The organism is Marinomonas primoryensis (assembly GCF_013372285.1).
Taxonomy (GTDB): Bacteria; Pseudomonadota; Gammaproteobacteria; order Pseudomonadales; family Marinomonadaceae; genus Marinomonas; species Marinomonas primoryensis.
Genome location: NZ_CP054301.1, coordinates 846,329 through 867,162, shown reverse-complemented (window position 1 = coordinate 867,162; position 20,834 = coordinate 846,329). Strand labels below are relative to the sequence as shown.

Annotated in this window: 18 protein-coding genes; 8 read left to right on the top strand and 10 right to left on the bottom strand. The window is 41.9% G+C overall.

The annotated features are described in order from the left end of the window. Positions 1-31: 31 nt before the first annotated feature. Entirely contained in the window at positions 32-2,470 is a 2,439-nt protein-coding gene (lon, locus tag MP3633_RS03970) for an endopeptidase La (RefSeq protein WP_176334563.1), read from the bottom strand. 279 nt (positions 2,471-2,749) lie between these two features. Between lon and upp the strand changes: the two genes are divergently transcribed. Beyond that, on the top strand, positions 2,750-3,406 hold the full coding sequence (gene upp, locus MP3633_RS03965) for a uracil phosphoribosyltransferase (protein ID WP_176334562.1): 657 nt from the start codon (positions 2,750-2,752) through the stop codon (positions 3,404-3,406). 101 nt (positions 3,407-3,507) lie between these two features. On the opposite strand, the gene MP3633_RS03960 is transcribed toward upp, so the two are convergent. From MP3633_RS03960 to MP3633_RS03950, 3 genes are all read right to left on the bottom strand, one after another. Further along, a complete protein-coding gene (locus MP3633_RS03960) occupies positions 3,508-4,128 on the bottom strand; it encodes a LysE family translocator (RefSeq protein WP_176334561.1) in 621 nt (206 codons plus the stop codon). Continuing rightward, positions 4,125-4,766 (bottom strand): TetR/AcrR family transcriptional regulator, encoded by a 642-nt coding sequence (locus MP3633_RS03955; protein ID WP_244959939.1) that lies wholly within the window; start codon positions 4,764-4,766, stop codon positions 4,125-4,127. Before MP3633_RS03955 ends, MP3633_RS03960 begins: the two co-directional genes overlap by 4 nt. Before the next feature lie 451 nt (positions 4,767-5,217). Further along, positions 5,218-6,372 carry a GGDEF domain-containing protein gene (locus MP3633_RS03950; RefSeq protein ID WP_112137104.1) on the bottom strand — a complete coding sequence of 385 codons (1,155 nt, stop codon included), beginning with the start codon at positions 6,370-6,372 and terminating at the stop codon, positions 5,218-5,220. 111 nt (positions 6,373-6,483) lie between these two features. Between MP3633_RS03950 and MP3633_RS03945 the strand changes: the two genes are divergently transcribed. The 3 genes from MP3633_RS03945 to MP3633_RS03935 all read left to right on the top strand — a co-directional run bounded on the left by MP3633_RS03945 (position 6,484) and on the right by MP3633_RS03935 (position 10,560). Beyond that, positions 6,484-7,455 (top strand): glutathione S-transferase family protein, encoded by a 972-nt coding sequence (locus tag MP3633_RS03945; RefSeq protein WP_176334559.1) that lies wholly within the window; start codon positions 6,484-6,486, stop codon positions 7,453-7,455. Positions 7,456-7,636: 181 nt separating this feature from the next. Next, complete coding sequence (locus MP3633_RS03940; protein WP_176334558.1) at positions 7,637-8,503, top strand: glucosaminidase domain-containing protein; 867 nt, start codon at positions 7,637-7,639, stop codon at positions 8,501-8,503. 140 nt (positions 8,504-8,643) lie between these two features. Further along, entirely contained in the window at positions 8,644-10,560 is a 1,917-nt protein-coding gene (locus tag MP3633_RS03935) for a beta-ketoacyl synthase (protein ID WP_176334557.1), read from the top strand. 32 nt (positions 10,561-10,592) lie between these two features. Here MP3633_RS03935 and MP3633_RS03930 read toward each other — a convergent pair whose 3' ends face one another. Continuing rightward, a complete protein-coding gene (locus MP3633_RS03930; protein ID WP_176334556.1) occupies positions 10,593-11,492 on the bottom strand; it encodes a LysR family transcriptional regulator in 900 nt (299 codons plus the stop codon). Positions 11,493-11,630: 138 nt separating this feature from the next. On the opposite strand from MP3633_RS03930, the gene MP3633_RS03925 reads away from it, so the two are divergent. Both MP3633_RS03925 and MP3633_RS03920 read left to right on the top strand, forming a co-directional pair. Beyond that, entirely contained in the window at positions 11,631-12,170 is a 540-nt protein-coding gene (locus tag MP3633_RS03925) for a YceI family protein (protein ID WP_176334555.1), read from the top strand. A gap of 20 nt (positions 12,171-12,190) precedes the next feature. Further along, entirely contained in the window at positions 12,191-13,072 is an 882-nt protein-coding gene (locus MP3633_RS03920) for a hypothetical protein (RefSeq protein WP_176334554.1), read from the top strand. Here the strand turns inward: MP3633_RS03920 and MP3633_RS03915 are convergent. From MP3633_RS03915 to MP3633_RS03900, 4 genes are all read right to left on the bottom strand, one after another. Beyond that, positions 13,069-13,485 carry a hypothetical protein gene (locus MP3633_RS03915; protein ID WP_176334553.1) on the bottom strand — a complete coding sequence of 139 codons (417 nt, stop codon included), beginning with the start codon at positions 13,483-13,485 and terminating at the stop codon, positions 13,069-13,071. The two genes, MP3633_RS03920 and MP3633_RS03915, sit on opposite strands and share 4 nt — an antisense overlap. A 45-nt stretch (positions 13,486-13,530) precedes the next feature. Further along, positions 13,531-14,409: an SDR family oxidoreductase gene (locus MP3633_RS03910; RefSeq protein WP_176334552.1), complete on the bottom strand. Its 879-nt coding sequence runs from the start codon at positions 14,407-14,409 to the stop codon at positions 13,531-13,533. After that, the gene (locus MP3633_RS03905; protein WP_176334551.1) at positions 14,406-15,185 is read right to left on the bottom strand and encodes a TatD family hydrolase; all 780 of its coding nucleotides are present in this window, start codon (positions 15,183-15,185) and stop codon (positions 14,406-14,408) included. Before MP3633_RS03905 ends, MP3633_RS03910 begins: the two co-directional genes overlap by 4 nt. Positions 15,186-15,291: 106 nt before the next feature. After that, a complete protein-coding gene (locus MP3633_RS03900) occupies positions 15,292-16,848 on the bottom strand; it encodes a phosphoenolpyruvate carboxykinase (protein WP_176334550.1) in 1,557 nt (518 codons plus the stop codon). 519 nt (positions 16,849-17,367) lie between these two features. On the opposite strand from MP3633_RS03900, the gene gndA reads away from it, so the two are divergent. Then, on the top strand, positions 17,368-18,891 hold the full coding sequence (gndA, locus tag MP3633_RS03895; RefSeq protein WP_112137083.1) for an NADP-dependent phosphogluconate dehydrogenase: 1,524 nt from the start codon (positions 17,368-17,370) through the stop codon (positions 18,889-18,891). Positions 18,892-19,016: 125 nt separating this feature from the next. Here gndA and trmJ read toward each other — a convergent pair whose 3' ends face one another. Further along, positions 19,017-19,739 carry a tRNA (cytosine(32)/uridine(32)-2'-O)-methyltransferase TrmJ gene (gene trmJ / locus MP3633_RS03890; protein ID WP_176334549.1) on the bottom strand — a complete coding sequence of 241 codons (723 nt, stop codon included), beginning with the start codon at positions 19,737-19,739 and terminating at the stop codon, positions 19,017-19,019. A gap of 295 nt (positions 19,740-20,034) precedes the next feature. On the opposite strand from trmJ, the gene MP3633_RS03885 reads away from it, so the two are divergent. Then, positions 20,035-20,823, top strand: a complete 789-nt coding sequence (locus MP3633_RS03885; protein WP_176334548.1) for an inositol monophosphatase family protein — start codon at positions 20,035-20,037, stop codon at positions 20,821-20,823. The last annotated feature ends 11 nt before the right edge of the window (positions 20,824-20,834 follow it).

Sequence of the window (20,834 nt, the reverse complement as noted above, 5' to 3'; positions counted from 1 at the left end):
CTGTTGAGAAAATGCTTACTTTAAGGATTACTTAATGTAGATGACCATTTGCTCGGTTAAACACGATTTTTTCAACATCCGGAAAGCGCTCCGCGAAATGCACTGTCATGCCTTCTTTTACCGATTCAGGCAATTCTTCAAAGTCGCGACGATTAGGCTCTGGCAAAATTATTTCGGTAATTTTACTACGTTTAGCGGCAATGAGTTTCTCCCTAATACCGCCAACCGCTAACACTTGGCCGGTTAACGTCAACTCTCCAGTCATCGCTAGCCCTCTGCGCACTGGCTCATTTCTTGCTAAAGACAATAAAGCCGTTGCCATAGTGATACCAGCACTTGGCCCATCTTTTGGCGTTGCCCCTTCAGGCACATGCAAATGAACCAAACTCTTATCAAAAAACTCAGGCGCTTTTTGATAACTCTTAGCGTGAGAAAAAACATAGGAATACGCAATCTCAGCCGATTCCTTCATCACATCCCCCAGTTTGCCAGTGAGTTTCAAACCACGCGTTAATTCATGCACTCTATTCGCTTCGATGGGTAAGGTTGCGCCGCCCATAGAAGTCCAAGCCAAGCCTGTTACCACACCAACACCTTGCAGTGTTTTCTCTGGTCGGAAGTAAGGCATGCCTAACAACGTTTCAACGTCTTTGACGCCAACGTTAATATGGGATTTTTCGCCCGTCATTAGCTCGACAACACTTTTTCTCAAGATTTTTTGTAGCAGCTTATCCAAACCACGAACGCCCGCTTCACGAGCATAATGCTCGATAATATGACGCAACGCGGCGTCGGTAATATTTAGTTGCTTCTTAAGCAATTTATTTTTCTTCAAAAGCTTAGGCCACAAGTGTTGCTTGGCGATCGCCAGTTTTTCATCCCCTATATAGCCAGAAAGCCGAATAACGTCCATTCGATCTAATAATGGAGAAGGAATGGTATCCAACTGATTCGCCGTACAAATAAACAGGGCTTTTGACAAATCGATTCGCATGTCTAAATAATGATCTAAAAACTCGCTATTCTGTTCAGGGTCCAAGGCTTCAAGCAAAGAAGAGGCAGGATCACCTTGAAAGGACGAGCCCACTTTATCGATTTCATCCAACATAATAACGGGGTTTTCTACCTCAACGTCTTTCAAGGCTTGTACAAATTTACCCGGTAAAGCGCCAATATAAGTCCGTCGATGACCTTTAATCTCCGCTTCATCACGCATTCCGCCAAGACTGAAACGATAAAACTTACGATTCAACGATTCCGCAATCGACTTCCCGATAGACGTTTTACCAACACCAGGCGGGCCAACCAGTAACAAAATACTGCCACCCATTTCACCTCGATGTGCGCCTAAAGCCAAGAACTCAACGATACGGTCTTTTATGTCTCCTAAACCAGCGTGATGAGATTCAAGCACTTCTCTAGCCAACTTAATATCTAAATTATCTTTAGAATGAACGCCCCAAGGCAAAGACGTCGACCAATCCAAATAGTTGCGCGTAACGCCATATTCTGGCGACCCAGCTTCGAGAATACTTAGCTTATGCAGCTCATCTTGAATCTTGTCATTGACTGATTTAGGTAACGTTTTTCCTTCTAGCCTTGCTTTAAATGTCTCTACGTCAGACGTGCGATCATCCTTCGATATACCTAATTCTTTTTGAATAATTTTTAGTTGTTCTTTCAGAAAAAAATCTCGCTGGTGCTTACTGATTTTATCGTTTACTTCTGCGCTAATTTCATTTTGTAACCGCGCAATTTCGAGCTCTTTTCTCAATAGAGTAAGCGCAAGATGCATACGAGCATGGACCGGTATCGTCGCCAACACATCGTACAGTTCTTCTGCGTCCGCCGATGTAATAGAAGCGGCGAAGTCGGCCAACAAACCTGACTCATTAAATGAGAATCGACCGAGATATTGCCTTAGATCTTCACTGAATAAAGGATTTAAACGAATCAACTGCTTAATGGCATCAAGGATCGCGATGGAATAGGCCTTCGATTCGTCATCATTGGATTTCACGTCATTAATATAGCGAACCCTTGCTAAATAGGGTGCCGTCTCACTGAGCCATTCAATAACTTCAAAGCGCTTCACCCCTTGAGCCAAAAACGTCAGTTTATCGTTCTGTTTCTCGGCTTTATGCACTCTTGCCACACAACCTATCGAACGAAACTCATCCACTGAAGGCGATTTTTTTCCTTCTTTGTCGGCATAAACTAGACCAACAACGGCCTGAGGATGTTCCGCAATACGTTCTAATGTATCTTCCCATTGCTCCGCATCCACCATCACTGGCTGGACTTGGGCAGGAAAAAAAGGACGGCTTGAAATGGGTAAAATAAATAATGTTTCAGGTAAGACATCATCAGGTAAAGCAAGCCCTTTAGGGTCAGTAATTACCACACTCTCCTCTTCGGCCATTACACTATTTTCTTCCTGTAGATCTGAATACTGCTCGTCATCACTCATAATTGAATTCTCGATAAATCTGTGTTTGCACTTCAAAAAAACAGGATCTAAGAAAGCTCATCGCTATTTTTTATGGATTACACTCTATGTAATGACAATATTCTCGAAAACAACGGCACCTATCATTTTTCAAAATGCTTACTCACTTCAATAAACCGACCTCAAGGACAGGATTAGTTATTTGGTCAGTACCCACTTAGTGCTATTATAGGAATCACGATTAAGATACAACTCGCTCATTTATACACTCCCCTATACACAGTAAAAAAGGAAAGGCCAATGACCCGCGATGAACTCCTTAAGGCTTACAACGACATTTTTGTGATTAAACACCCTTTTGTTAAGCACAAACTCACCAGTCTTCGTGATAAAAACACCAGTACACGTGAATTTCGTATGTTAGTTGAAGAACTAGGAACACTCATTGGCTATGAAGCAACACGAGATCTAGAAACCGTCGATGTTGAAATTGAAACGCCATTAGAAAAAGCCATGTGTCCGGTTCTAAAAGGTAAAAAGCTTTGTATCGTTACCATAATGAGAGCCGGTAACGGACTCGCTGAGGGCGTGCTCAAACTATCGCCTTCCGCACGAGTTGGACACGTCGGCCTATATCGCGATCCTGAAACGAAGCAGCCTGTAGAGTACTACTTAAAAATGCCTCATTCCGTTAATGAGCGCACCATCATTGTTGTCGACCCCATGCTGGCAACAGGCAACTCAGCCATTATGGCAATCGACAAAATGAAAGAAATGGGCGCTTCAGACATTCGATTCATCTGCCTATTTGCGGCACCTGAAGGCATTGAAACGTTCAAAAAAGCGCATCCAGATGTCGCAATGTACATTGGTTCAATCGACCGTGGGCTTGATGAAAACGCCTATATTCGCCCAGGTGTTGGCGATGCTGGTGACCGCATTTACGGCACTCGCTAAACGCCTTAAATCATTCTTCATTTAGTAAAAAACCTCTCTTTTCATTCGAAAAGAGAGGTTTTTTTATACAACAAACTATCAAATTAACGCATTCATATCTGCTAGCTCTTCAAGCCGAGAAAAGCCCCCGCACTTACCATGATACCGCCCGACGTACGGTTTAATGTTCTCATAGAGCGTTCAGATTTCATCAAACGTCTCGCTTGTGAAGCACACACAGAAATAAGATTGATACCTAACATGAGTGCAGTAAAAGCGAGAACAGACGCAATCACGATATCAAAACCACTCAAGATCGTTAAATCCATAAAGGTCGGTAGAAAAGCGACATAGAAAAGAATGACCTTAGGATTCGATGCTGAAATCATAAAACCTTGCATAAAACTCGCCATTTCACTTTTAGATTCAAGCTGTGCAAAATCTGTAGAGGATGTTGATACAGGTGACACCCACATTTTCCAACCCAAATAGATAAGATACGCCGCGCCAACATAACGAATTACTAAGAAAACGCCTTCCCAAGTAGACGCAATCGCAGCCAACCCAAAACACGCCATAACTAAATAAACAATGTCACTCATTACCATACCAACACAAAGAGAAACACTGGCGCGAGCGCCCTTCGTCATGCTTTTCGCAATAACAGCAAAGACACCAGGACCTGGCGTCACAGCAAAAATTAAAATGGCGAAGAAAAAAGTAATACCGCTTTCTAATGTCATACCTCAACCTCCATTACTTGACAGCCAGCCAAGATCATACGCGTAATAAATTGCTTGGCTTCTTCGTAGTCGTCTTCTACTAATTGATCTTTTTGTAGCATGATCTTCACTTGCGCATCAAAGTCCGCATAGGTTTGCGTCATCGCCCAAATACTAATAAAAAGATGCTCCGTTGGAACGGAAGCCATTAGGCCTTTATCAACCCAAATCTGAATCGTCGCTTTTTCACGACTCAACTCAGTCACAAATAAGTTTCGAAGATACTCTAAAACAAACGTTTCTTCTCCAATAAGTGCCATCGCGAAAATTTTAGAAGCATTTTTATTGATACGAGATTGATCAATTTTTTCACTGATATAACGTGTCAGATTGTGCTTTGGCCCTTCCTCAACATTGAATTCACTAACTGAGTCCAACCAAAGTCGCAGAATGCGCTCTAATACCGCTTCTAGTAAATCTTTTTTGGAACGATAGTAATAATGAATATTGGCTTTAGGCAACCCAGCTTCATCGGCAATCATTTGAGTTGTCGTTTTAGCGAGTCCTTGACGCGCAAAAACACGCTCAGATGTTTCTAAAATAAGCGTTTGATTTTGAGCTCTAATATGCGCTTTCAACTGATCTTTTGGTCGTTTCACTTCGGTCAAGGGTTGTCCTCGCTGAAAATAGCTATAAAGGGAGAGGTGTTTATGTATCGTCTTACCATCCTGCGCAATACCGAGAAAGAATAACATTCTTTAGAATTGGCACGAAGCGATAAGAAAATTTTGTATAAAAAAAGGGAGCCGAAGCTCCCCATTTCCCCTCGTAGCAGAGACGTTAATGACTATAGGCATTCGTCATTAGGCTAACTGCTACACCACGTTGGCTCTGTGATTGATAAACGGGCTAATACGCCACTTATCAATGTTCTTGACCGATGGAGAATTCCATCGCCGGTTACTGGAACCGAAAATGACTGTGTCGAGGTTTAAAAAAACACCTCAAACACAATCACTTATAAAATCTAAGAACAATTATAAACAGCTAAATTTGCAGTGCAATAGATCAGAGAGAAAAAGTTGACCGATTGATCAATTTTTTTTGCAATTAGCTATTTTTAGGGGACAAAGACTTAGATACACGGTTCCTTCCCTTCTTTTTAGATTGATACAGAGCTTCGTCTGCTCGCTTTAAAACCGCATCAGGGGATTCACCAAGCGTTGCAAAAGCGACACCTAGGCTGACCGTTACATTCACGTCTATGTCTTGTTTCTTTTTAGGATCAAACACTTCAACCAAAGCATCTTCAATGCCTTCACGAACCAGCTCAAGAGTCTCTTCGACTTCAGCAAGCTGCTTACCTCGAAATACAATCGTAAACTCTTCACCGCCATAACGAAAAGCGCGCCCTGGATTGGCAAAATATTTCAATTGAGTGGCAACACTCTTCAGGACTTTATCTCCCATATCATGCCCATACGTATCATTAAATTTTTTGAAATGATCCACATCGACCATCGCAATAGCATACCGTTTAGACAAACCGACTAATTGCTCATTCAAAGCCCGCCTTCCTGGCAGCTTGGTCATATCATCTAGATACGCCATTCGATGGCTTTCCATCAGCAAAAACCAAATCCACAATAAAAATTGCGCCGATAACAGGGCGTCAAACTGAGTATCTGAAGACGCAAAATGACCTATGATCAACAAGCTAACAATACTAATCAATCCACTGGCTCGAAAAGTATCACCACTTAACCACCAAGCAAAACCTATCGTGGACGTACTAATAAGCAATACGCACCAAAGTAAAACGGTAGACCAACTCACTGTTGTGTTTAAAAAAGCGTGATCTAAAAAAGCAAAAGATACCCAACTACGCTCAATCGCGTAACACCAACTCACCAACATCACGACAAAGAGAATACGATTGACGGCAAATCGATTAAAGAAACCTCTCTCCGGTACAAACGCCAACAAGGCAATACAAAAACAGGAAACCACCAAATACGCCGTTAATGACGCTTCTTCATTGGAATCGCCATACAATTTTGGAATCAAAAGCAACAGAACAAGAATTAACACTCGGCCTTTGTTAAAATGCCAAGCCAGTAGGATCGCGACACTTGCTAAGATGATCGGCAACAAGGGCAATATACCAAACCATAAGGGTGGCAACTGGCCAACATACAAACTAGCATAAACACTGACTAGTAAAATAAAGCATGGAACTAACAATGAACCTAAACGTTCAGACATAGAAAAATCAAACCCATCGAATCATTCGATTAAATACGACCAATATCTTGCCCCTAAAACGATTAATTTTCATTAATAATAATGTGAATTATAAATTAAAGGAAAAAAACGATGGGATTACTTGTAGACGGTAAATGGGTTGACCAGTGGTACGACACTAAAGCAAGCCAAGGAAAATTCATTCGAAGTGAGTCTGAGTTTAGAAACTGGATCTACGCAGACAGTGAGTACGATCCAAACAACTCCAACCATTTTCCAGCTCAAACAGGACGTTATCACTTGTACGTCTCTCTCGCTTGCCCTTGGGCCCACCGTACTTTGATTTTTATCAAACTAAAGCAGTTAGAAGAAATTATCAGTATTAGTTGCGTTCACCCTGACATGCTAGACAACGGCTGGGAATTTAAAAAAGACAGCAACTTCAAAGACACTAACATTGCCGCTGGAGACCCATTACACCACTTTGACTTTGCTCATCAACTTTATACAAAAGCCAAACCAGATTACAGCGGACGAGTGACAGTCCCCATTTTATGGGATAAAAAACGCAACACGATAGTGTCAAACGAGTCATCGGAAATAATCCGTATTTTAAACCATGCCTTTAATGACCTCACTGGGAATTTCCTTAACTTCTATCCAGCTGACAAGACCAAAGACATAGATACGCTAAACGAACGCATTTACCACACGGTCAATAATGGCGTCTACAAATGCGGCTTTGCCACGACTCAAAAAGCTTATGAAGAAGCATTAACCCCTTTATTTGAAACACTCGATTTTTTAGAGCAACAACTGTCGAGCAGCATGTTTTTATTTGGAGACGAGCAAACAGAAGCAGATTGGCGCCTTTTTACTACTCTAATTCGCTTCGACGCCGTCTACTTTGGCCATTTTAAATGTAATATAAAGCGTATTTTGGACTACCCTAAACTCAACGCTTATATGAAACGGCTGTACGATACCCCTAACGTCGCGAGCACAGTTAACCTGCAACATATTAAACGCCATTATTATTACAGTCACAAAACAATCAATCCCACTCAAGTAGTTCCAGTAGGACCTGCTAAACTGTTCACTTAACGATAAAATAACTAAAAAGGAATTAAGGCAAATTCAAGAAGCCTAAGTTAAAGTCTGTTAAAGTGGACCTGTTTTGAGGATAATAGGTCTACTTTTAATTAGCTCTCTATCTAGTAGCAGGCGATTAACTATCAAGTAACGCCTTTTAAGAAATATAAATATTTGAGACTCGTGGTTCTTTATGGAAAAGAAAATACTTTGGACTATCTCTTTTGCACTCATATTTATTTTGTGGATAAAAGCTGGGCCATTTAAAAGCGATGATCTAGATATAGAACGTGACGACACTTCAGATTTAAGCGCTTTGGAACAAGATTCTGATGCGACGTCAGATGAAAAAAACTATTTTAAGTCTCACCCTATTCAAGACAAGAACCCTGATTTTGCCGCCATTACAGATGTTAAAGAACGTAAAAAAGCGTTCTTTCATTATCTAACACCCTTTGTAAATGAAAAAAACGATCTTATTTTAAGAGATCGTGAACGCCTAAACACGATACTTAGCAGTAATAAAAAGTTATCAACCAAAAACAAGAAATGGATATCGACACTTCGAAAAGACCATAAACTTAAAAAACTTGATAACTACTCAAAAGACGACATAAAAGCATTACTCAATCGATTAGACATTATCCCTGTCTCCTTAGTCTTGGCCCAAGCAGCGAATGAGTCTGCATGGGGAACGTCTCGTTTTGCAACGAAAGGAAACAACTATTTTGGGCAATGGTGTTTTAGAAAAGGTTGTGGCCTAGTACCAGAGTCAAGAGACAGCGACGCGGATCATGAAGTGAGAAAATTCAATGACGCACGTGAATCTGTTTTTGCTTACATCGATAATCTGAATTCAAATGCCGCCTACAAAAAACTCAGAGCAGCCCGCCTAAAATTGCGACAAGAAAAAGAAGACATTACAGGGCTATACCTTGTTCACGGTTTAGAACACTATTCTGAGCGAGGTCAAGCTTACATTGAAGAAATAGAAGGTTTGATTAATTATAACAAGCTTTGGCGTTTCAACCGTTATCAACCAAAGCCAGAGATTCAGTAATTCTCAGCAATAGTTCAAGCTTGAATGTAATAAAACTCAATTTATTGTTACGAAATTACTTTATGTAGGGTGGCTAAGCGTCACCCCCTTCATTACAATACCGTAATATTTTACCCACTCTTCAAAACGAGGAAATTCAATTGGCCCGTTTACCTGTTATTGTTGGCTTTGGCGGAATCAATTCGGCTGGTCGTACCTCTTCACATCAAGCATATCGCCGAATTGTCTTCGATCTTCTTCCAAGCCTAATCCAGCAGGATGTTTTACTCGATCTTGCCACTATTACCAACATGGCTGAGCACAAAAATGGTCTTTGGTACACCAACGGTGGGGAGGCTTTAGATGCTACTGCACTGATAGATAGCATTGGTGAAACATTACTCGCCCGCACCTTAATCCGTCGTATTCACCCTAGTTTATTTGATGTTGATAATGTGGTGTTACACAAGTCAATGACTCTACATTCGAATCACGCCGAAGAAAAACTTAGTTTCACTATAAAAACACGTTCTCTCCCAAATGATCGCCCTACCAATTGGCAAGTCACGGAGCTTTCGAACGGCTTAAGTGAAGTCGTCGTTGATGGTACTTTAGAAGCCTTTATTAAAGACACAAAGCCACTTTCTGTAAAAGCGGCCGGACAACTGCCAACAGGATTCGACCCATCAAAACTATACCAAAGTCGAAACCATCCTCGCGGCTTACAAATGACGGTTTATGGCGCCTCTGATGCGGTTAAAAGCAGCGGTATTGACTGGGAAATCATTCGTAACAAAGTCGCACCAGACCAAATGGCGGTCTATGCTGCTAACTCAATTGGTCAAATGGATGACCTTGGTTTTGGTGGCATGCTTAAATCCGCTTTAATGGGGAAACGCACTACATCAAAGCACCTTCCTCTTGGTTACGCTCAAATGCCCGCCGACTTTGTTAATGCCTATATTTTAGGCAGTGTTGGCAACGTGGGCACTTCTATTGGTGCGTGTGCCACCTATTTTTTCAATTTAGAGAAAGCGATCGACGGTATTAAATCTGGCAAGTTTCGTGTTGCTATGGTTGGTGGTAGCGATGCACCTATTACACCGGAAATCATTGAAGGCTTTAGAACAATGGGTGCCTTAGCAGAAGATACCGCACTGCTAGCCCTTGACCAAATCAGCAATCAAAAAGAACCAGATCATACTCGTAGCTGCCGTCCTTTTGCTCAAAACTGCGGTTTTACGATTGGTGAATCCAGTCAGTGGACACTTTTAATGGATGATGAGCTTGCGATTGAATTAGGAGCTGAAATATTTGGTGCTATTCCAGCGGTATACTCATACGCAGACGGACATAAAAAGTCCATTTCAGCACCCGGTATTGGTAATTATTTGACGATGAGCAAAGCCATGGCTTATCTACAAAACATCATTGGCAATGACGGCTTAACACAACGAACCTTTATCCAGGCTCACGGCACTAGCACACCGCAAAACCGTATTACTGAATCTCATGTTCTAAGTAAAGCCGCCACCAGCTTTGGCGCCACTGCCATTCCAGTTGTGGCAATGAAAGCTTTCCTTGGCCATTCTCAAGGCACGGCTGGTGGGGATCAACTTCATTTGTCTTTGGGCGTATGGAAAGATGGCATCTTACCTGGCATTACCACGTCACACGCCATCGCCGATGATGTCTATCAAGACGGTCTAAAATTTCAGCTCAAACATGAAGCATATGGGAAAGACTACTTTGATGGGGCACTATTAAACTCAAAAGGTTTTGGGGGAAACAATGCTACAGCTGTTTTATTGTCCCCTAACCAAGTCATGAAGATGCTAAAAAAACGTTATAGTGAAGCACAAATCAGTGATTACCTCGTCAAAAACGCTGACGTTATAGCGAACGCAGAAGCGTATAATCAAGCTATGATTCGTGGTGAAAGCCTGCCTATTTACAAATTCGGTTTTAATGTTTTAGGCGGTGAAGAGCTAACGGTAACGGACAAAGAAATTCGCCTTCCAGGCTATGATATACCGGTATCTCTCAATGTGGAAAATGAGTTCAGCGATTTAAACTAACCTATTACCAAACCAGATAACCAGTCAACACATCAATAAAATGTTGTGTTGGCTAGTCTCTCCTGCAAAAAATCTAATAACAAACGCGTTTTTCTTGGCATCAGCTTTCTTTGTGGATAAATAGCATAAAAGCACAATTCATAACCTTTATAGTTCGGCAACATATTAACCAATTCCCCAGACTCAATGTATTTAGCCACTAAGAAATCCGGCTGATATATTATCCCTAAACCTGCCAAAGCAAACCGAGTTAATGCACTCCCATTATTCGCACTAATGGAACCAGAAATAGAAACGACACGAGATATGCCCTCTTCATCCGTCAATGACCAGCGATTTGGTACCAAAGAATTGCCATACGAAAGACAAGTATGATTATCCAAATCCTCTAAGCACTCAAGTTCACCATGCTCCAAGATATAATCTGGTGATGCACAAACAAATCCCTTGAAATCGCACAGTGGACGCGCGACAAACTGATCCCCTCCAAGATCTCCTCCCCGAATCGCTAGATCAATGCCCGATTCTGTCATATCTACGCGTTTGTCACTAAAATCTATGTCTAATTCAATATTGGGATAAAGGCGACCAAAGCAACCTAACAACGGAACAAGGTGTGACAAGCCAAAATCCATTGGGACACTCACTCTTAGCAGCCCTTTTGGCTTCTGCGTCAATTCTCCAATGTCACTTTCCGCTTCTTCAATTGCATCCAATATTGCAACACAATGCTGGTAGTATTTCCGTCCAGCATAAGTGATGCTGATATTACGAGTATTTCGCTGTAAGAGCTTTGTGCCTAACTCCTCCTCAATAAAATTAACATAGCGCGTCACCATAGGACGAGAGATACCTAAGGAGTCACTAGCGAGCTTGAAACTCTCTGCTTCATGAACACGGCAAAATACCCTCATTGCTTGAAGTTTATCCATTCTATTTCCCAAGATATCAAAAGTTTTCTTATTATCATTTCTTTTTTGATAATAATGAATTGCTTTTATCGTAGTTTATTTATTAAACCAAAACAAATTAGACTACCCCCATCTTGAATTAAATAGAGGAATATCAGAATGAAAATAATAACTATCAGTGCATTAACGCTTTTATCAAGCATCACTATGGCAGCCGATTATAAAATTGACCCTGCCCATTCCAGTGTTGTATTTAAAATTGGGCATTTGGGTGTCAGCACTACCGTAGGTCAGTTCAACGAGTTTGAAGGTCAATTTTCGTACGCTGAAAACGGTAAATCAGGAAGCGCGTCTCTCAACATAAAAGCAGACAGTGTTAGCACCAATCATGAAGCACGCGATAAGCACCTTCGCAGCCCTGACTTCTTAGATGTAAAACAATTCCCTTCTTTGACATTCAAAAGTACAACATTTGATGGAAATACGTTAACAGGTGATTTGACTCTACATGGCGTCACCAAAGCCGTCAGCCTTGATGTTAATAAAATAGGTGAAAGTAAAGATCCGTGGGGCGGCTACCGTTCAGGCTTCGAAGCAAAAACGGTTATCTTGCGTAGTGATTTCGGTGTCACCTACTTCATTCCTGGTGTAACCGATAAAACAGAAATTGAAATTTATGTAGAAGGCATTCGCCAGTAATTCATTTAAGGAAAGTAATCATGTACGAAAACGCCAGCAACGCTACTATTTTAATGCTATTACACACAGCAGTTTACCCTTTTCTTGCCGCTCTAATAGTGAGTGTTGTTGCTGGCCGATGGTTACATGCCTCGCCTTATCTTGGTTATCTCGGTGGTTTTATAGTCGGACTCAGCCTGATTCATTCAGGCTTGAGTTTCCCACCGAGTCAAGCAATAGACTATTACAACATAACGGCTTTGGCCGGTATCGCTTCGGTACTATGCTTAACCATGATGAAACAATCCACACTGCGCAATATAATAAACAGTGTGTTGTTTGCATTGTCCTTCTATCTATTATTAAACCCTGTACTACAACACTCAGGACTCATTGCGAGCCTTAGCTGGGCTGTCGGCAGTGCGATTGTCGTATTACTTTACCAAGTCCTATCTGAAAAAATACAAGGCTCTATACAGCAGCAAGTAAGAAGCAAGCACAACCTGAACCTGCCTCCACTACTTTTACTGATTGGACTTATTATAGTCGCAGGCAGCGCGGCACCTGTGATATCGATTGGCGGAAGCCTGTTAATAGGACAATTATTAGGGGCCTTTGGTGCCGCTGTATTTGGCTATGTTATTATTAGCTATTTAACAAAAACGCTGCAAAACCACACCAGTATTCCGGCCTTGTTAATTCTGGGCGGACTGATAACACAAAGTCATGTGCTAGCAGACATCCCCTTGGGCGTCATGCTAATGCTGGCAGCGAGTAGTTTTGTAACGCCTATCTCCATTTTGTTAAGTCCCAAAATGAACAGCAAACAAAGCATCGTTATTATTGCTATTCAGATCATCATCAGCGGCTTGATAAGTGGGTTAAGCTTATGGTTAGTATGGCCAGCAAGTAGCTTATATTAATTATTAAATATAGATCGAGAAGATCGCCATAGCGGCAATATAATCGCGGCTATGGCGCAGTTTATCGCACCATAGGAAAGTAAATAGAAAGTATCAAATCCACTAAAGTTCAGGTGCAAACTAACAAAAGCATAATTAGGCAAGACGATAAATAGCCATATTGCTATCACCAATAAAAACCGTCCAAACCCAGACATCCCCTTAATCCTGACCAGTAACCAAGCCGTAAAGAACAAATACACAAACGTCGAAAGTACAAACAACAGCACCATGCCAATGGACAGCTGTTTTGAAAGATCCTCTAATGCAAAACGCCCTAAAAATGACGAAGGTGTCGAGGCGTACCACATTGCCCCCACTGCGAGCTGGAAGACAAAAACCAACATTACTGCTTTATGATTTATCTTGTACACATCAACCCCTACTCTTCTTGTTTATCTCCAACCAACGACTGGCCACTAACTTACTTGATACAACTCTTTAACAAGGTTTCGTAATTTTGATCGCCACGGGCGCTGCTTTATACCAAAGTGATTAAATATCTTTCGGCAAGAAAGTGACTGACGCTGCATTGCGGTGACTTCCTGAGCCTCAGGAAACGAATCACCAATCGCTTCGACTTCTACTTGCGCTTTTGGATCGAACTGACCAGAAGTTGCGACGATCGCCTCTACTAGACGAATCCAACTGATTTCTTCCGCGCAGCAATAATGATAAACACCTTTATTTTTCGCGCCATAGTGCCCTTGATTTACCATAGATAAAATCACCCGAACCAAATCTGAAACAGGTGTTGGGCTACCAATTAAATCGTCTTTATACGCAAGGTTAACGCCATCCTGAATAAGGCCAAGCGTTCTACAGACAAAGTCATCTCCTTGCCCACTAAATAACCAACCCGTTCGCAACACAATATTCTCAGGGTTATTCAGTACAATCGACTCAGCCTCAATCAAAGCTTGTGCGTAAGGGTCAGTGCTGTCTGGTACATCCATTTCAGCATAAGGCACGTTCTTGCTGCCTGAAAATACTCTGGCGCTGCTGATCATAATCAATGGAGCATCATTTTTTTCGCTCAAATAACGTAAACTCGATTGAAAATCCCCATAATCACTCTGCAACGCATAACGTAGACTTAACGCATCAATAATGACATCAAACTGCATTGCATCAAGTTCCGCTCTTTTATCGACATCGAGCAACAGCGACTCTTCTGGACACAACCACTCAAATTCTTTTTTCTCTGTAGACAATTGTAACAATGATGAACCTACTTCTGTTCCACTTCCTAAAAGAAGAATACGAATAGGAGCATTAATATCTTGTGTATTATTCAAAGCAAGTCCTCGTTCCACTTAGGAAAAACCCTAAGTAGGTTAGCATATGTCTGCATTGTAATCTGCTCGACATCTTCTTCTCGTATCGTTGCAACACATTGCGCGATAAAGGGTATAGAAAGTGGAGTATTATTTTGGCCTTGAAAGCCATTTAATGGCATATCAGGCGAATCAGTTTCAAGTATAAACGCACTACTCTCCAGCGCAGATAATACTCGCCGCGCCTTATTGGCTCTTGGATAAGTAACGGTTCCACCAACTCCAAGCACGAACCCTAAATCCAGGAATCGTTTAGCCTGTTCAAAACTACCATTAAAAGCATGAATAACTCCGCCTTCCTTAAAGCCGACTTCGCGTAAACATTTCAACACCAAGTCATAACTCTTTCTGGCGTGTACGATAACAGGCAGCCTCAACGATTTAGCCACGCTCAACTGACGTTTAAAAAAGTTCATTTGAACGTTTATATCAACAGCACTAGGCCAGCAATCTAAGCCAATTTCACCGACAGCAACCACACGCTTCGCTTCACATTGCTCACCCAGAAAATCAACCTGTTCAAGAGACGCCTCTTTCAAAAAATATGGGTGCAGTCCATAAGCGGCACGCCACTGTGGATAACGCTCAATGAGCATATCCAATCTTCTCCAGCTAATAAAAGTGGTTGCTGGCACCAAAAAACCCAAGATACCATGATCAAGGCAACGCGCCATTAATTCATCACGCTGGTCGTTGAACACATCAAAATCAAAATGGCAATGGCTATCAATAAACATACACAAAAGATTACATTATTTAAGGTGTAAAGTACTAGCGTATAAAACGATCATCAACAAAAAAAGCCGTGCAAAATGCACGGCTTTTCAATCACTATAAAAACACTTAAAGAGAAGGGCCAGCCTTAACAATAGCATCAGATACAGTGTCAAATTTCTTAAAATTAACAACAAATTGAGAAATAAGGTTTTTTGCTTGTGCTTCGTAAGATGCCTGATCAGACCATGTCTTGCGAGGATTCAACAAAATACTATCAACACCTGGAACATGTGTTGGTACATCTAGGTTAACATCAGCCAAATGCTCAGTTTCTACATCCGCTAGCGCGCCGGATTGAATCGCTGAAATAACCGCACGAGTCACTGGAATACTAAAGCGTTTACCGCCTTGTCCATGTGCGCCGCCCGTCCAACCTGTATTTACTAAGTAAACCTTACTACCAAACTCTTCAATACGCTTGATCAAAAGATCCGCATACACATCGGCAGAGCGAGGGAAGAAAGGCGCGCCAAAGCAGGTCGAGAAAGTAGACTTAATACCTGTGCCCGCACCCATTTCTGTTGAACCAACCAACGCCGTATAACCACTCAAAAAGTGATACGCTGCCGCTTCTTTCGTTAGGATAGAAACAGGAGGAAGAACGCCAGTCAAATCACATGTTAAGAAGATAATGGCATTTGGCTCACCGGCACGATTACCCGCAGCACGTTTTTCAATATGTTCACGAGGGTAGCCAGCGCGACCATTTTGGGTCAAAGACGTATCCGCGTAATCAGCAACACGTGTCTCAGGATCCAACACGACATTTTCAACGATAGTACCAAACTTAATCGCATCCCAAATGATCGGCTCATTCTTCTGAGAAAGATCGATGGTTTTTGCGTAACACCCGCCCTCAATATTGAAAACCGTGTCCTTACCCCAACCATGCTCATCATCACCAATTAAAAAACGTTCAGGATCAGCAGACAAAGTTGTTTTGCCAGTGCCTGACAAACCAAAAAATAAGGTTACATCTTCTTCTGTTCCGACGTTGGCCGCACAATGCATTGGTAATACATCATGGGCAGGTAACAAGTAGTTTTGCACAGAGAACATGGCTTTTTTCATTTCACCAGCATAACGCATACCGGCAATAAGCACTTTGCGCTCAGCAAAGTTCAAAATGACGCAACCGTCAGAATTGGTGCCATCACGCTCAGGTTCACATACAAAGTTAGGGGCATTTAGAATCTGCCACTCTCCTTTGCTTGATGGATTATAGGTTTCTGGACGGATAAATAAATTACGCCCAAACAGCTGATGCCACGCCGTTTCAGTATGCATAATAACGGGTAAATAATATTCATCACCCGCACCGACATGAATATTGGACAAATAAGACTCTTGACCATCTAGATAAGTGGCAACTCTATTCCACAGTGGTGCAAATTTTTCCTCAGGAAACGGACGATTAACAGGTCCCCAGTGAATGCTGTCTTTACTAGATGCTTCTTCCACAATGAAGCGATCCATAGGAGAGCGACCTGTACGAGCGCCTGTTTCAACGACGAGTGCGCCATTATCAGCAAGAACCCCTTCGCCATTATGCAGGGCTTTTTCAACCAACTGCGGCGTCGTTAAATTTTTATGAGTAGTTGTTACTTCTGATGCGAAGTTCATGTTGCTAAGTCCTCTGAACTATAAAGGTTATCTGGTCATTTTTATTATTATGCGAAAGTTTTTCTGTAAAAAGGATAGTAACAAAACAATCTAAAAAAAAATATTGTTATAACAATATGTTATTTTATTACCATTTTGTTACTTTCTATAAATTTTCAACTCATTGAAATATAATATTTTTTACCTAAAATAATACTAAAAACCCTCTTCGTACATCACAGAGATCAATAACCAATAGCATTTTTTGTAGTTTTCTTTCTTTTCTGTTGTCTTTCTACTAGATAGAAATTTATTACCGACACTCAAGACAGCAAAAAAACATAGCCATAATCTTGCTTTTTTTTAAAGGAAAACCACCTGAAACGTAGGGTTTCTATTAAAAAGCATCAAAAAAACATTAAAAACATGTAATTAATTGAATTTTTCTTCTCTCTAGTATGTCCTGAATCACCTTGCTTCATGGTAAGATTCTTACCTCAATCCCCTCCTAAAATTGTTCAAAAAGGTTGATCGATATTTATGTTAAAAACAAATCAGAATTGCAATATTGGATTTGTCGGCCTGGGTGTCATGGGTAAAAATTTAGCCTTGAATTTAGCTGACCACGGCTACCGAGTTGCAGGTTTTGATCTTGACACACATAAAATACAAGACGTCCTGGACACAGAAGCAGCTGAACGTCCTGAGTCATACACACAAGCACGAATTATCGGTAGTTCAAGCATGGAAGAAATGCTTTCGAACTTAGTAAAACCCCGTGTCATCGTGGTTTTGGTTCCTGCTGGTAATCCCGTCGATGCTGTTTGCAATAGCTTGATCGATGCTGGATTAGAAGCAGATGATATCGTTGTTGACTGCGGCAATAGTCAATGGACAGACACTATTAGACGAGAAGCAGAATACAAAGAAAAATTCAAATTCTTTGGTACAGCTGTTTCTGGTGGTGAAGTAGGTGCTCGTTTTGGGCCATCTCTTATGCCTGGTGGCGATGCTGACTCTTGGAAATACCTACAGCCAATGTGGGAGGCTGTAGCCGCAAAAGTAGACAAAGATGGCAAGCCTATCGTTAGTAACACTCCGGGTAAACCTGTGACTGAAGGTGAACCTTGTACCGCTTACCTAGGGCCAAACGGCGCAGGCCATTATGTAAAAATGGTACATAACGGCATTGAATACGCTGACATGCAGCTGATTTGTGAAGCCTATCATTTACTACGCTCTTTACTTGGTTACGAGCCAGAAGAAATTGGTAAATTATTTGAAAAATGGAACCAAGGTGTTCTCAACAGTTACCTTGTTGAAATCTCAGCCGATATTTTACAACAATATGACCATAAAACAGGCGCACCTTTAGTTGATATGATACTAGACAGTGCAGGACAAAAAGGCACTGGGCGCTGGACATCGATCAGCGCGACTCAAATGGGTGTGCCGGCTGGTATTATTAGTGAGTCCGTTTATGCTCGTGCTCTAAGCACCCTCACAGGTGAACGTGAACTTGCAGCAAGCAAGCTAACGGCTGAAGTAGAAAGTGGCGAAATTGAAGCAGAAGAAGTAGAGAAAGCGATTGCAGAAGCACTTTACTGCGCAAAAATCTGTGCTTACGCTCAAGGCTTCCAATTGCTTCGTGCTGCACAAAAAGAATACGACTGGGCATTTAATTTCAGTGATATTGCGAAAATTTGGCGCGGTGGTTGCATCATTCGAGCATCTTTCTTGCAAAAAATTGCTGATGCATTTGATGAAAACCACGAGCTTGAAAACCTACTACTAAGCGATTATTTCGCTGACGCAATGGCAAGCAAGCAGGCCGGTTTACGTAAAGCCGTAGTGCTGGCTGCACAATCAGGCATTCCAGCGCCGTCCATTTTCTCGGCATTGGCGTATTTCGATGGCTACCGCTCTGAAGTACTTCCCGCTAACTTGTTGCAAGCTCAGCGCGATTATTTCGGTGCCCACACGTATGAACGAGTGGATGCAGAACCAGGTCAAAAATTCCATACTTTTTGGCAAGAAGAAGGTCGTCCTGAGCGTAAAGCTTAAGACCAACTCCTAGCTCAAAAAAACGCTGACTTATTGCTAAGTCAGCGTTTTTTTATGTCCACTTGAGCAAACCGAATTCGATTGAAGTCATTTGCCTTTTTAGAATAACGTTTCGAGCGCAGACGTCATTCTTTCATCTGTTTTTCCATCGACGTCAGCATTCCTCTCAGCATTCCTACTTCTTGTTGATCTAAACGCGAACGCTGGAACAATCGACGAAAACGCGTCATTACTTGCATTGGTACATCTGGATCCAAAAACTCAGTCTGCACCAATACCTTCTCAAGATGCTCAAGCAAGTAATCTATTTGTTCTACGTTTGCCGCCGGTACATCCCACTTGCTCGCCACAACCGGTGCATCCTTCATCAGTAAAGATTTCATTCGCAATTCGTAGGCGATAACCTGCACCGCCGCGCCTAAGTTTAATGAACTAAAGGTCTCCACCGAAGGAATGTGCACATGGTAATTACAACGCTGAAGTTCTTCATTGGTCAAACCACGGTCTTCACGACCAAATACAAACGCGGTGACCAAACCTTCATCAAACACCAAGTCCGCGGCTTGCCTTGGATCAACTAGTGGCCAAGGAATATTACGTTCACGAGCACTGGTTCCAATAACTAGCTGACAACCTGCAAGCGCTTCTTCTAGGGTATCCACTACCACGGCATTCTCTAAAATATCTGACGCGCCAGCTGCACGGCTTACTGCGTCATCACTGGGATAACGCTTTGGGCCTACGAGATAAAGATCGGCCAATCCCATATTTTTCATTGCTCGAGCCGCTCCTCCGATGTTGCCTGGATGAGAGGTATTAACAAGGACAATTCTTACTTTATTTTGCATTTTTAGCGGTACCAATTATAACGGTCAGACAATCGCTGTATCTTAACAGATATTTATGACAAAGCCTTAATTGATCAGTTTTTCACCAACAATTCACTGGTAAAATAAGCTTTATTACGCTAATATCCGCGCTCATATTTAGGCGGTCTGTCGATTTACACCTTGCTTAGAGCGTTTTTCTTAGCAAAGTTCTTAGTAACACAACAGACCGCTCGCTCTTTAACACTTTATTTGGCAACTTATCGTCTTATCGACGGTATGTGCATTTTTAATGACGAATTAATGACGGTAAATTATGCAACCTAGAATCAATATTGCACTTAAAGCAGCTCGTGCCGCTGCAGAATACATAGTTCATTCACAAGAAAAACTGCTTTTTGACAAAGAACAAGGTCAGTCCGCTGAGCAAGTTTATGAAACAGTTTGTTCTGGTGCAGAGCGCAGCATTGTTTACCATCTAGAAAAAGCCTACCCAGGTGACACGATTACTACTCGCCTTCAGGGTTCAGTGCAAAAAGGTGAAGAAGGCGAATGGATCATTGATGCGATCCAAGGACAGCATTTATTTTCACGCGGCCTAACTGGCAACGTCATTACAATGAGCTACCTAGTTGCCGGTAAAGTGGAGCACGCTCTTGTGCTAAACCCTCACACCAAAGACGAGTTTTACGCAAGTAAGGGTCGTGGTGCCTACTTGAACAACTCAAGAATTCGCAGCAGTTCTGCTCGTACACTAGAAAACGCAACGATTGCAGCACAATTTCCTGCAACCGATCGCCTTATGCCTTCTCTTTCTGGTCAGTTTGCCGTATTAACGGACATCGCAGAACAAGGCGCGCGCGCAGTAATGCAAGATTCTCCAGCCTTAATGCTTGCTAACGTTGCTGCTGGCCGTCTTGATGCCGCTTGGGGCATTAAACTTCAAGAATGGGAAATGCAAGCACCGCTGTTCATTGCAAAAGAATCTGGTTGTCTATTTGCAGGCTTTGATGGCTCACCAAGCCTAGAAAAAGGCAACGTATTATGTGCAGCGCCTCGTTTATTCAAAGTGTTATTGCCAATTTTGAACAAGCACCTTAACTAACCTTTTAGTTA